This window comes from Caulobacter sp. ErkDOM-C, from assembly GCF_048541825.1.
Taxonomy (GTDB): domain Bacteria; phylum Pseudomonadota; class Alphaproteobacteria; order Caulobacterales; family Caulobacteraceae; genus Caulobacter.
This window is the reverse complement of record NZ_CP183332.1, coordinates 1,651,020-1,663,464: the sequence shown is the minus strand read 5'-3', so window position 1 is coordinate 1,663,464 and position 12,445 is coordinate 1,651,020. Positions and strand designations below refer to the sequence as shown.

Below are 12,445 nucleotides of genomic sequence, written 5' to 3'. Positions count from 1 at the left end.
GGCCGTTTTGATTGGGTGTATGTTTGGCGACATGACGCGGATCATCCTCAGCGACGAAGCCGATCGAATGGCGCGGCAATTAGCCGAGCGGACGGGACTGAGCTTGACCGATGCCATAACGCGAGCGTTGCGCACCGAGCTCGACCGCACGCCGGACGACGCCGAGGACCGCGCCGCGCGAATCGCGCGCATTCGAGAGATCCAGAAGCGGGTGGCGGCTGCACCGATCCTCGAAGCCGGCTCTGACGAAGAGCTTGTGTACGACGCGGACGGTCTGCCGAGGTGATCGTTGTCGATACCTCGGCGCTGATCGCGATCTTTCGAGGCGAACCGGAGGCTGAGGACTTTCTGCAGCTGATCCTCAGCACGCCCGCGCTGATTTCGGCGCCAAACCGACTCGAAGCCTTTGTCGTGGTCACGCGACGATACGGCGACGGCAAGGCCGCCGAACTCGCCGACCTGATCGTAGATTTGAAACTGACCACAGTCGCTTTCGACGAAACGCTCGCCGGGTTGGCTGAAGAAGCCTTCAAAACCTATCGCCGTGGCCGCCACGGCCTGAACTACGGCGACTGCTTCAGCTACGCCCTGGCCAAGTCGCGCGACCTGCCCTTGCTGTTCAAGGGCGAGGACTTCGCCGCCACCGATGTGAAGCGCGCGGTCTGACACCGGCCTATTCCGCCGCGACGGCGGTTTGAGCTGACACCGCCGAACGATCCGGCGCGGCCTTCCAGAAATAGCGGACAAAGCCGCGCTTCTCGTCGATATCCTTGATGCGGAACACCATCTTGACCGGCAGGCCGGTGTCGACGTCGCCCGGGGAGACGTCGGTGATGTCCATCATGATGCGGCCGCCGCCTTCGAAGACGATCATGCCGTAGTGGTTGGGCGGGGCCATCGAGAAGGTCAGATAGTCGGCCGAATAGCTGAGCACCGAGGCGCGGCGCTCGGCGAAGCGGTACGGCTCCTGGGTGTCCACCGCGGGGTTGTTGGGGGCCACCGAGATCCGGGTGCGGGGAAACTGAACGACGCCGGTCTCGCGGCAGCGGCCACCGACCAGGCCCAGGATCATGTCCTCGTTGCGATAGAGGGTGGTCAGGGCCGTCTTGTTGTCCTTCTCGGCCCGCATGCCTTTGTCCCAGTCGACCAGGCCGTTGAACATCAGGAACTTCAGATAGTTGGTCTCTTCCTGGCGATCCGCCAGCGAACCGGTCACGCCGCGCGCCGGCTTGAGGGTGGCCGCGCCGGTCGCCCGGAACACCAGGGCCTCTGCGCCCTGGCCGAACTGGGCGACGACGATGATCTCGCCCGCCCTGGCCTGTTCCAGGGCGTGGGCCAGCATCAGCGGGCCATGGGCGGATCCCGCTTCGCCCATCACGGCGGCGAGGTTGTCGCGCACGGCCTCGGCCGGTATGCTCAGCGACTTGGCCAGGGTGGCGGCCATGCCGGAGAAGGTCGAGGGGAAGCAGAAGTGGGCCACGTCAGCGGCGGCGACGCCCGCGGCCGTCAGGGCACGCTTGATGGCCGGCGGCACCAGCTTCACGATGCCCTCGTCGCGGATCCAGCGCTCTTCCCACGCATAGTCAAAGCCGCCGTCATTGCCGCGGAAGTGGTCGACGAAATCGTCGGTGACGCTGCCGCGCCCCAGGAAGTCGGCTGCGCCGCCCTCGGCGGTGACCACAAAGGCTGCCGCGCCGTCGCCGCAGTCGAGCTCCAGCGCCGAGACCGCGCGCGCCTTGCGGCGCTCGCCGGCCGCGACCAGCGCGGTCTTGGCCGCGCCACCGGACACCGCCGCCAGGGCGTCGGCCAGGGCCGTCAGGCCGCAGCGCTGCGAGCCGGTGACGTCGCTGGCGGTGATCGACTTTTCAAGGGTCAGGGCCGCCGAGACGACGCCCGCGTTCAGCCGGTCGGCGAACGGCGCGGTCGTGGAGGCAAAGTAGAGGGCGTCGATCTGGCTACGGTCGTCGTCGGAGCCCAGCGCGTCGCGAGCCGCCTCGACCGCCATGGTCAGGGCGTCCTCGTCCCAGTTGGCCATGGACCGCTCGCCCTTGCCCTTGGACCTTAGGTTGGGGGCGACCCAGGCATTGGCCTCGACCACCGCTTTGCGGCTCAGACGTAGACGCGGCGCATAGGCGCCCCAGGCGGCAATGCCCACCATGTTCCGCTCCCTGTCGTCGGCTGTTCCGACTTATCAGCGGTTAGATTACGCTCGCGGAAGGGGGCTGCAAGTGTGACGTGGCGGCAAGAGGCGTGGTTTTCGGCGGCGTCGCCGTGCGTCCTTCGAGGCCCGCTGGGCGGGCGCCGCAGGATGAGGAAATCAGCAAACAGTCCTCATCCTGAGGTGCGAGCCACAAGCGAGCCTCGAAGGACGCAAGGCCTCACCGATACGGGTCGTCCGTATTCAAAAATCCCGCCACATAGTCCGCCACACCATCCTCAAGCGACGTCATCGGCGCGGTGTAGCCAGCCTCTCGCAGCCGCTCCATCCGCGCCTCGGTGAAGTACTGGTACTTGCCGCGCAGCACTTCGGGCATGTCGACATAGCTGATGTCCGGCTGGCGCCCGACGGCCTGGAAGGTCGCCTCGGCCAGGGCCCTGAAGGTGCGAGCCTGACCCGAGCCCAGGTTGAAGACACCGTTGACCTGCGGATTGTCGGCCAGCCAGCCGACGATATCGGCCACGTCGCGCACATAGACGAAGTCGCGCAGCTGACCGCCGTCCTCGTAGTCGGGATTATGCGACTTGAAGAGCTTGACGCCCTCGCCGGCCGCGACCTTGGGCCAGACCTGGGCGACCACCGACTTCATGCTGTCCTTGTGGCCCTCATTGGGGCCGTAGACGTTGAAGAACTTCAGCCCCACCCACTGCAGCGGCTTGCGGCCCCGCGCGGCTTCGCGGACGGCATAGATGTCGAACAGCGCTTTGGACCAGCCATAGGCGTTCAGCGGGCGCAGGGCCTTGAGCGACATGATATCGTCCTTGCCGTCGAAGCCCAGCGTCCCGTCGCCATAGGTCGCCGCCGAAGAGGCATAGATCATCCGGCGGCCATACTCGGCGCACCAGTCCCACAGGTCCCGCGACAGGACGAAGTTGGACTGGATAATCTTGTCGGCGTCGGGCTCGGTGGTCGAGGACACCGCGCCCATGTGGATGACCAGCTCGACGTCACCGCCGCGCTTGGCCAACCAGGCAAACAGGTCTTCCGGCGCCACGAAATCAGCGATCGGCGACTTGGCGAGATTGCGCCACTTGCCGCTGTCGGCGTCGCGCAGGCGATCACAGACCACCACGTCGATGGTCGGATCTTCGCACAGCCTGGCGACGATGTTGGAGCCTATGAAACCGGCGCCGCCTGTGACGAGGACGGTCTTGCGGGTCATGCCGACCGCTTGGTCAGGGCGTCGTAGTCCAGCAGGTTGGCGATCAGGGCCTCGAACTGGCTCATCGGCACCATGTTGGGACCGTCAGACGGGGCGTTGTCGGGATCGGGGTGGGTTTCCATGAACACGCAGGCCACGCCGATCGAGACGGCGGCACGGGCCAGCACCGGCACGAACTCGCGCTGGCCGCCGGAGGAGCCGCCCAGCCCGCCGGGCTGCTGCACGCTGTGGGTGGCGTCGAAGACGACCGGGCAGCCGATCTCCTTCATGATCGGCAGGGACCGCATGTCGCTGACCAGGGTGTTGTAACCGAACGACACGCCGCGCTCGCAGGCCATGACGTTGGGATTGCCCGCGCCGGTCACCTTGGCGATGACGTTCTTCATGTCCCACGGGGCCAGGAACTGGCCCTTCTTGATGTTGATGGCGCGGCCCGTGGCGGCGGCGGCCAGCAGCAGGTCGGTCTGGCGGCACAGGAAGGCCGGGATCTGGATCACGTCGACGGCTTCGGCGACCGGGGCGCAGTGGCTGATCTCGTGGACGTCGGTCAGGGTCGGCAGGCCGGTGACCTCGCGGATCTCCTGGAAGATCGCCAGGCTGTCATGCAGCCCGATGCCGCGCTGGGCGTTGGCCGAGGTGCGGTTGGCCTTGTCGTAGGAGGTCTTGTAGATCAGGCCGACGCCCAGGCGGTCGGCCATCTCGCGCAAGGCATGGGCGGTTTCCAGCGCATGCTGGCGGCTTTCCATCTGGCAGGGCCCGGCGATGATCGACAGCTTTTCGCCATTGCCGATACGGACGGGCTTTCCGTTGGAGGTCTTGACCTCCACCACCTTGTTAGGGACGACGGCGTTTGGGGCTACGGCTTGGGGCTGACTCAAGGCAAGACTTCCGGCGAGTGGTGATTTCAGGTCAGACAGGTGGCCTCAGAAGCGGGACGGTGCAAGTGCGGATCGACATGGACGGCGACGGACCGGTCCTGGTGTGGCTTCGCAAGGACCTGCGACTGACCGACAATCCAGCCCTGGACGCGGCGGTTGCGACGGGCCGGCCCGTCATTCTGCTCTATATTCTGGATCAAACGCCGGGCGTTCGCCCGATGGGCGCAGCGTCGCTGTGGTGGCTGGACAAGTCGCTCGGCGCCCTGGGCGCCGATATCGACCAGCGCGGCGGCAGGCTGATCCTGCGGCGCGGCGCGGCGGCCGAGGTTCTGGATGACCTGATCGCCGAGACCGGCGCGGCGGACGTGGTCTGGAACCGGCTCTACGACAAGGCCAGCATCGACCGCGACGCCGCGATCAAGGCTGACCTGCGCGCACGGGGCCTGGCCTGCGAGAGCTTCAATGCCAGCCTGCTCAATGAGCCCTGGACCGTCAAGAACGGCTCCGGCGAAGGCTACAAGGTCTTCACGCCATACTGGCGCGCAGCCCGCGCGCATGTCGGCGAGGTGCATGTGACGCCGGCGCCCGTCGCCCTGCCCTCGCCCGCCGCATGGCCGTCCAGCGACCGTCTGTCCGACTGGGGCCTGCATCCGACCCGGCCTGACTGGTCGGGCGGTTTCTCGATGTGGATGCCCGGCGAGGCAGGCGCGGCCGATCGCCTGGGGACGTTCCTGAGCTCGAAGATCCAGGACTATGGCGACAAGCGCGACATCCCCGGTGTCGAGGTGACCTCCCTGCTGTCGCCGCACCTGCACTTTGGCGAGATCGGGCCCCGGCAGATCTGGGCGGCCACGCGGGCCGAGGCGGCCGCGGGAAACATTCCCGTCGCCCAGGCCGACAAGTTCCTGTCCGAGGTCGGCTGGCGAGAGTTCAATCACTCGATCCTGTTCCATCGGCCCGACATCACCACAGCCAACTTCCGCTCCGAATTCGATGCCTTCCCCTGGAACCGCGACGACGCGGCCTTCGCGGCCTGGACCGGGGGGCGGACCGGCTATCCCATCGTCGACGCCGGCATGCGCGAGCTGTGGGCTACAGGCTTCATGCACAATCGCGTGCGGATGATCGTCGCCTCGTTCCTGATCAAGCACCTGCTGATCGACTGGCGACTGGGCGAGGCGTGGTTCTGGGACACGTTGCTGGACGCCGATCTGGCCAACAATGTCGGCAACTGGCAGTGGACCGCCGGCAGCGGCGCGGACGCCGCGCCCTATTTCCGGATCTTCAATCCGATCACCCAGGGCGAGAAGTTCGATCCGCGCGGAGTCTATGTCCGACGCTGGGCTCCCGAGCTGAGCAATCTACCCGACAAGGTTATCCACAGCCCGTGGACGGCGGCGACGCATCTTACCCCTGCCGCCAAGCGTACATATTCGAGACCGGTCGTGGATCACGCCCAGGCGCGGCAACGCGCCTTGGCCGCCTATCAAAGTCTCAAGGGAGACTAGGACGGATTTGCGAGGACGGTCTCAAGAGCGTTTACTGCCCAGGAGACCGCATGCGGACCGCCATGACCTATTCGGATACAGCGCTCTGGAATGACCCCGATCTGCGGCGCGCTCCCGGCGCGTTCCGCACGATCGTACGCGTTGCGGCCGAGAACTGGGCGGCGGGCTCCCTCAGCTTCATCCTGCCTTCGGGCAAGCGGTTCGACATCGAGGGCAAGACGCCCGGGCCCCGGGCGGTGATCCAAATCCATGACTATCGCTTCGTCCGCCGCGCCCTGGCCTCGGGCGATATCGGTTTCGGCGAGGGCTTCATCGCCGGCGAGTGGGACACGCCCGATCTCTCCGCCGTGCTGGAGGCCTTCTCGCTGAACTTCGACCGCCTGCATGATCTGGTCGAGGGCAATGTCGTGATGCGGGCGATCAATGCCCTCTACCACCTGTTCAACCGCAACGACCGCCGCGGCTCGAAGAAGAACATCCACGCCCACTACGACCTGGGCAACGCCTTCTATGAGCGCTGGCTCGACCCCAGCATGACCTATTCCTCGGCCCTTTATGAGCACCCCGACCAGCCCCTGGCCCAGGCCCAGACCGCCAAATATGCGGCCCTGGCCCGCAGCATCGACCTGCAGGCCGACCAGACCGTGCTCGAGATCGGCTGCGGCTGGGGCGGCTTCGCCGAGTTTGCGGCCAAGGAGGTCGGCGCGCGCGTCACCGGCATCACCATCTCGCCGGCCCAGCACGACTTTGCCCGCAAGCGCCTGTTCGACCTAGGCCTGGCCGACAAGGCCGACATCCAGCTGATCGACTATCGCGACGTTCAGGGCCGTTTTGACCGCGTCGCCTCCATCGAGATGTTCGAGGCCGTCGGCGAGGAATACTGGCCCACCTATTTCGGCAAGATCCACGAGGTGTTGAGCCCCGGCGGTCGCGCCGGCCTGCAGATCATCACCATCCGCGACGAGCTGTTCGAGCACTACCGGACCCATACCGACTTCATCCAGCGCTACATCTTCCCGGGCGGCATGCTGCCCAGCGAGACGCGTCTGAGGGCCGAGACGATGCGCGCGGGACTGGAGTGGCGTGAGGTCAGCCGCTTCGGCCAGGACTATGCCGATACCCTGGCCGAATGGGCCCGCCGGTTCGAGGCATCGTGGGACGACATCATCAAGCTGGGCTTCGACGATCGCTTCCGGCGGCTGTGGCGGTTCTATCTCAGCTATTGCGAGGCGGGCTTCCGCACCGAACGCACCAATGTGATCCAGCTGGGCCTTACCCGGGCCTAGCGGTTTGGCCTTCGCGTCATGACCTTGGGTGTGCGTAGATAGTCAAAAGCACAGCGAGGTCGCGTTCGAATGAACCTCTACACCATGGTCCTGGACTTCCACGGCGGCACCTATATCAGCCAGTTCGACGCCGCCACGCCGGTTGACGCCGTCACCGCCTGGTGCGGCGAACTGCAGGAAGAGCAACTGCTGGGCGAGGTGTCGTCCGACATCGCCGAGGGCATCATGGTCGATGCCGTCGAAAACCGCCTGGTCGAGGTCGAGGGCCTGCACAATGTCTGGTGCGCCGCCACGACCGCCGGCGGGCCACTGGCCCTGCTCAATGTGATCGAAACGCACGTCGGTGAGAGGCCCTGAGCTTGGCGCCTGACACCCTCATCGTCATCCCGGGACTTGTTCCCGGGACCCATTTCTCCGCCGCAGGTGCGGAGCAAGATGAGATCTGTCCGGACCGCTGAACCATGGGCCCCGGGAACGGGTCCCGGGGTGACGGTCTATTTTCAGAGCCCGCATGAGTGAGCGAGGGACGAGAGGCGGTTGGTCTAGACCCCCATCGCCTTGCGGGAGGCCGCCGCCTTGGCGCGGAAGGCCGCCCGTTCGGCATCGGGCATTTTCGACAGGGTCTTGAGCGGCATCATCATGCGCCCCAGCCCGGCTAGCCGGGCTTCATGCCGGTCGATAAAATCCCAGTACAAGGCGTTGAACGGGCAGGCATTAGCACCGTTGCGATCCTTGACGTCGTAGCGGCAGCCTTTGCAGTAGTCGCTCATCCGGTCGATATAAGCGCCGCTGGCCGCGTAGGGCTTGGAGCCCACAATGCCACCGTCGGCGAAGGTGGCCATGCCGCGTGTGTTGGGCATCTCGACCCATTCATGGGCGTCGGCGAACACCACCATGTACCAGTCGTCGACGGCGTCGGGATGCACACCCAGCAGCATGGCCAGATTGCCGGTGACCATCAGCCGCTGGATGTGGTGGGCATAGGCGTGATCGCGCGCGGCGGTCACGGCGTCGGCGACGCAGGCCATGTCGGTTTTGCCCGTCCAGAAGAACGAGGGCAGCTTGCCCTGGGCGTCCAGGGCGTTGCGCAGGGCGTATTCCGGCATCTTCAGCCAGTAGACGCCGCGCACAAATTCCCGCCAGCCCAGGATCTGGCGGATGAAGCCCTCGACCGCATTGAGCGGCGCCTTGCCGGCCCGGTAGGCCGCCTCGGCGCGGCGGCAGATATCCAGCGGGTCGAGCAGGCCGATGTTCAAGGCCGGCGAGATCAGGCTGTGCCACAGGAACGGCCGCTGCCAGCTCATGGCGTCCTGCCAGTCGCCAAAGCCTGCCAGCATGTCGTCGAAGAAGTGCTCAAGGATCGCCTGGGCTTCCTCGGGATTGGTCGGCCAGGCGAAGGTGTCGATACGGCCAAAATGGTCCTCGAAGTCCGCCCCGACCATGGCCATCACCTCCTGCGTCGTGGCATTGGGCGTCGTGCGCAGCCGCTCCGGCGGCCGCACGCCGGCCGGCAGCTTCTTGCGGTTCTCGGCGTCGTAGTTCCACTGTCCGCCCGCCGGCTTGTCGCCATCCATCAGTAAGCCCGTGGCGCGGCGCATCTCGCGGTAGAAATACTCCATCCGCAATTCCTTGCGCCCCTCCGCCCAGGCGGCGAAGCGCTGGCGCGAGCACAGGAAGCGGTCGTCCTCGCGCGTTTCCATGGGAACCGACAAGGACTTGGCCAGCGTGAGAAGATGGTCTTCCAGCCCCCAGTTGCCGCAGGCGGTGCGGATCACCCGGCCCACAGGCTCCTCGACCAGGGCGCGGGTGATCTCGCCGTCGATCGAGCCGGTGTTGGCGGGATCGTCCAGCCTGACATAGCGCACGCGTACGCCTCGCTCCTGCAGGCGCTGAGCGAACTGGCGCATCGCCGACCACACCAGAACCAGCTTCTGCTTGTGATGTTTCCACGCCGTGGCCTCGGCCATCGACTCGATCATCAGAACGAGATCGCGCTCGGCATCCAGCCCAGCCAGGGCGGAAACCTCGTCGCTCAGCTGATCGCCCAGCACGAGCCGCAGCGTGCCCTGTCCCTGATCTGTCACGTCTTGCTCATTCCTCGTCCCGACCTTCAGGAAAACTGGGCTTGCGTCGGGTCGCTGCGACACGATCTACCATGCTCGCTTCGTCCCGCGACCCTCAGCTTTACCGATCCGAGCCCATGACCTTCAAAGCCAGCGTCTCCCCCAGTGTTCTGGACGCCATCGGCAATACGCCCCTGATCCGTCTGCATCGCGCCAGCGAGGCGACGGGCTGCGAAATCCTGGGCAAGGCCGAGTTCATGAACCCCGGCCAGTCGGTCAAGGACCGCGCCGCCCTGGGCATCATCCGCGACGCCGAAGCGCGAGGGCTGCTCAAGCCCGGCGGTCGGATCGTCGAAGGCACGGCGGGAAACACCGGCATCGGCCTGGCCATGGTCGCCTCGGCCCTGGGCTACAAGACAACGATCGTCATCCCCCGCACCCAGAGCCAGGAAAAGAAGGACGCCATCCGTCTTCTCGGCGCGCAGCTGGTCGAGGTGGACGCCGTTCCCTATTCAAACCCCGACAACTATGTCCGCTATTCCGGGCGCTTGGCCGAGGAACTTGCCAAGACCGAGCCCAATGGCGTGATCTGGGCCAACCAGTTCGACAATGTCGCCAATCGCCAGTCGCACTACCTGACCACGGGACCGGAAATCTTCGAACAAACAGAGGGTAAGGTGGATGGCTTCATCTGCGCTGTCGGCTCAGGCGGCACCCTGGCCGGCGTCGCCCAGGCGCTGCGGGAGCGCAAGCCGTCGGTGAAGATCGGCCTGGCCGACCCGCACGGCGCGTCCCTCTACAGCTGGTACAGGGACGGCGAACTGAAGTCGGAAGGAACCTCGATCAGCGAGGGCATCGGCCAGGGCCGCGTCACCGCCAATCTGGACGGCCTGGTGGTCGATCACCCCTTCCGGATCAGCGACGAGGACATGCTCAAGGTCGTCTTCGATCTGGTCGAGCACGAAGGTCTTTGCCTGGGCGGCTCGGCCGGGATCAACGTCGCCGGCGCCGTTGAACTGGCCAGGGTGATGGGTCCCGGCCACACCATCGTGACCATCCTGTGCGACCACGGCTCTCGCTATCAGAGCAAGCTGTTCAATCCGGCCTTCCTCGCCGAAAAGGGCCTGCCGACGCCGGGCTGGATGTAGAAGACGCGCTTAAGGGTCGAAGTCGGCTTGCCGATCCTCCTCGATCCCGCGATCCTGCCCGTCCTCAATCAGGGGCGAGTCAGACCCCGAAAGGCGCAGCCATGACCCTGCAAGATCCTCTCGTCTCGACCGCCTGGCTGCGCGACCACCTCGAAGCGCCGGACGTACGGATCGTGGACGCCTCGTGGTTCATGCCGGGCACGCCGCGTGATCCAAGGGCCGAGTTCCTGCTGGCCCACATCCCCGGCGCGGTGTTCTTCGACATCGACGAGATCTCCGACGAGACCTCCAGCCTGCCGCACATGCTGCCCAGCCCGATCAAGTTCGCCTCGCGGGTCCGCAAGCTTGGCCTGGGCGACGGGTCGCGCATCGTCGTCTATGACAGCCTGGGCATCCTGCCCGCCGCCCGCGTCTGGTGGACCTTTCGCGCCATGGGCCACGAGGACGTCGTGGTGCTGGACGGCGGCCTGCCCAAGTGGATCGCCGAGGGCCACCCGATCGAGGACGGCCCCGCCCTGCCGCAGGAGCGCCACTTCACCTCCCGCTATCAGGCCGACATCGTCCGTACGGCCCAGCAGATGAAGCGCAACCTCGAGACCGGCCGTGAGCAGGTGATCGATGCTCGCCCCGCCGGCCGTTTCACCGGCGAGGTCCCCGAGCCCCGCGTCGGCCTGCGCGGTGGTCACATCCCCGGCTCACGCAACATTCCGCTAAGCGATATGCTGGGCCCCGACGGCACGATGCTGACCGCCGATAAACTGGCCGGCGTCTTCGCCGCCGCCGGCGTCGATATCAGCAAGCCGATCGCCACGACCTGCGGCTCGGGCATCACGGCGTCAGTCGTCGCCCTGGCCCTGGCTCGCCTCGGCCATCCGCGCGCCGCCGTCTATGACGGCTCGTGGACCGAGTGGGGCGGCCTTGAGGATGCCCCGGTCGTCACGGGCCCCGCCTGACGCCTTGGCGCTGCGACCAACCCGGCCTAAACCACGACCGTCCGCCGCGTTGTCGAAAGTGCCCCCATGGATGAAGAAACCCGCCTGATCCGTACGGGCGCGTCGTCGGCGCTTCCGGCCCGCACGGTCAATCCGCCGATCCAGCGCGGCTCGACCGTACTGATGCCCAATGCGGCCTCATTGTATGATGAAAACCAGATCAGCTACGGCATCACGGGCCTGTCCTCGCCCGCCGCCCTGCAGGTGGCCCTGGCTGAACTGGAAGGCTCGCCGGACGTCACCCTGTATCCCTCCGGCCTGGCGGCGATCACCGGCGCCATGCTGGCGGTGCTGAAGGCCGGCGACGAGATCCTCGTCGTCGACAGCGCCTACAAGCCCACCCGCAGGTTCTGCGACCGGGTGCTGAGCCGCTTCGGCGTCGCCACGACCTATTACGATCCGGCCCTGTCACCCGACGATCTGATGGCCCTGGCCACGGCCAAAACCCGGATGATCCTGCTCGAAGCGCCCGGCTCTCTGACCTTCGAGATGCAGGACGTCCCAGCCATCGCGGCGGCCGCCAATGCGCGTGGCATCCTGACCCTGATCGACAACACCTGGGCGGCCGGGCTCTATTTCAAGCCGCTGGCCCATGGGGTGACCATCAGCGTCCAGGCCCTGACCAAATATGTCGGCGGCCACTCGGACTGCTTCATGGGCAGCGCCACCACCATGGACACCGACATCGGAAACGAGCTCGGCAACGCCATGTGGGACATCGGCTGGTCGGTGTCGCCCGACGACGCCTACACCATGCTGCGCGGCCTGCGCACCCTGACCACCCGCCTGCCCCGCCACCACGAGCACGGCCTGATCATCGCTCGCTGGCTGCAGCAGCGGCCCGAGGTGGCGCGCGTGCTGCACCCCGCCCTGCCCGGCGATCCCGGCCATGCCCTGTGGCGGCGTGACTTCACCGGGGCCTGCGGCCTGTTCGGCGTGGTGCTGAAGCCCGCCCGTGAGAAGGCCGTTCACGCCCTTCTCGACGCCCTGCAGCTGTTTGGCCTTGGCTTTTCCTGGGGCGGCTATGAGAGCCTGGCCATTCATTGCGATCCGCAACTGAAGAGCCGCTCTTTCCCCGTCGGTCTGGAAGGCCCATTGCTGCGCCTGCATATCGGTCTGGAAACCCCGGCCGACCTCATCATCGATCTGGAGCGCGGATTCGCGGCTCTGAACAGTCAGGCCTGAAACCC

At 66.3% G+C, this 12,445-nt stretch carries 12 protein-coding genes; 8 read left to right on the top strand and 4 right to left on the bottom strand.

Features of this window, described 5'->3' with window-relative positions; genetic code table 11:
• The first annotated feature begins 19 nt into the window (after window positions 1-19).
• The gene (locus ACN2C8_RS08145; protein ID WP_419255337.1) at window positions 20-286 is read left to right on the top strand and encodes a type II toxin-antitoxin system VapB family antitoxin; all 267 of its coding nucleotides are present in this window, start codon (window positions 20-22) and stop codon (window positions 284-286) included.
• On the top strand, window positions 283-666 hold the full coding sequence (locus tag ACN2C8_RS08140; RefSeq protein ID WP_419255336.1) for a type II toxin-antitoxin system VapC family toxin: 384 nt from the start codon (window positions 283-285) through the stop codon (window positions 664-666). Before ACN2C8_RS08145 ends, ACN2C8_RS08140 begins: the two co-directional genes overlap by 4 nt.
• 7 nt (window positions 667-673) lie before the next feature.
• Here ACN2C8_RS08140 and ACN2C8_RS08135 read toward each other — a convergent pair whose 3' ends face one another.
• The 3 genes from ACN2C8_RS08135 to kdsA all read right to left on the bottom strand — a co-directional run bounded on the left by ACN2C8_RS08135 (window position 674) and on the right by kdsA (window position 4,258).
• On the bottom strand, window positions 674-2,158 hold the full coding sequence (locus ACN2C8_RS08135) for an OB-fold domain-containing protein (protein ID WP_419255335.1): 1,485 nt from the start codon (window positions 2,156-2,158) through the stop codon (window positions 674-676).
• A gap of 220 nt (window positions 2,159-2,378) precedes the next feature.
• Complete coding sequence (gene rfaD / locus ACN2C8_RS08130) at window positions 2,379-3,380, bottom strand: ADP-glyceromanno-heptose 6-epimerase (RefSeq protein ID WP_419255334.1); 1,002 nt, start codon at window positions 3,378-3,380, stop codon at window positions 2,379-2,381.
• The gene (kdsA, locus tag ACN2C8_RS08125; RefSeq protein ID WP_419255332.1) at window positions 3,377-4,258 is read right to left on the bottom strand and encodes a 3-deoxy-8-phosphooctulonate synthase; all 882 of its coding nucleotides are present in this window, start codon (window positions 4,256-4,258) and stop codon (window positions 3,377-3,379) included. Before kdsA ends, rfaD begins: the two co-directional genes overlap by 4 nt.
• A 59-nt stretch (window positions 4,259-4,317) precedes the next feature.
• Here kdsA and ACN2C8_RS08120 point away from each other — a divergent pair, with 59 nt between their 5' ends.
• The 3 genes from ACN2C8_RS08120 (at window position 4,318) to ACN2C8_RS08110 (ending at window position 7,409) form a co-directional block, all read left to right on the top strand.
• The gene (locus ACN2C8_RS08120; protein ID WP_419255330.1) at window positions 4,318-5,766 is read left to right on the top strand and encodes a cryptochrome/photolyase family protein; all 1,449 of its coding nucleotides are present in this window, start codon (window positions 4,318-4,320) and stop codon (window positions 5,764-5,766) included.
• Between the two features lie 50 nt (window positions 5,767-5,816).
• Window positions 5,817-7,052: a class I SAM-dependent methyltransferase gene (locus ACN2C8_RS08115; RefSeq protein WP_419255329.1), complete on the top strand. Its 1,236-nt coding sequence runs from the start codon at window positions 5,817-5,819 to the stop codon at window positions 7,050-7,052.
• A gap of 69 nt (window positions 7,053-7,121) precedes the next feature.
• Window positions 7,122-7,409 carry a hypothetical protein gene (locus ACN2C8_RS08110; protein ID WP_419255327.1) on the top strand — a complete coding sequence of 96 codons (288 nt, stop codon included), beginning with the start codon at window positions 7,122-7,124 and terminating at the stop codon, window positions 7,407-7,409.
• Between the two features lie 185 nt (window positions 7,410-7,594).
• On the opposite strand, the gene ACN2C8_RS08105 is transcribed toward ACN2C8_RS08110, so the two are convergent.
• Entirely contained in the window at window positions 7,595-9,136 is a 1,542-nt protein-coding gene (locus tag ACN2C8_RS08105; RefSeq protein ID WP_419255326.1) for a cryptochrome/photolyase family protein, read from the bottom strand.
• Window positions 9,137-9,252: 116 nt separating this feature from the next.
• Between ACN2C8_RS08105 and ACN2C8_RS08100 the strand changes: the two genes are divergently transcribed.
• The 3 genes from ACN2C8_RS08100 to metC all read left to right on the top strand — a co-directional run bounded on the left by ACN2C8_RS08100 (window position 9,253) and on the right by metC (window position 12,440).
• On the top strand, window positions 9,253-10,263 hold the full coding sequence (locus ACN2C8_RS08100; protein ID WP_419255325.1) for a cysteine synthase A: 1,011 nt from the start codon (window positions 9,253-9,255) through the stop codon (window positions 10,261-10,263).
• Window positions 10,264-10,364: 101 nt separating this feature from the next.
• Window positions 10,365-11,216 carry a 3-mercaptopyruvate sulfurtransferase gene (gene sseA / locus ACN2C8_RS08095; RefSeq protein ID WP_419255324.1) on the top strand — a complete coding sequence of 284 codons (852 nt, stop codon included), beginning with the start codon at window positions 10,365-10,367 and terminating at the stop codon, window positions 11,214-11,216.
• A 66-nt stretch (window positions 11,217-11,282) separates the two neighbouring features.
• Window positions 11,283-12,440 carry a cystathionine beta-lyase gene (metC, locus tag ACN2C8_RS08090; protein ID WP_419255323.1) on the top strand — a complete coding sequence of 386 codons (1,158 nt, stop codon included), beginning with the start codon at window positions 11,283-11,285 and terminating at the stop codon, window positions 12,438-12,440.
• Window positions 12,441-12,445: the final 5 nt, after the last annotated feature.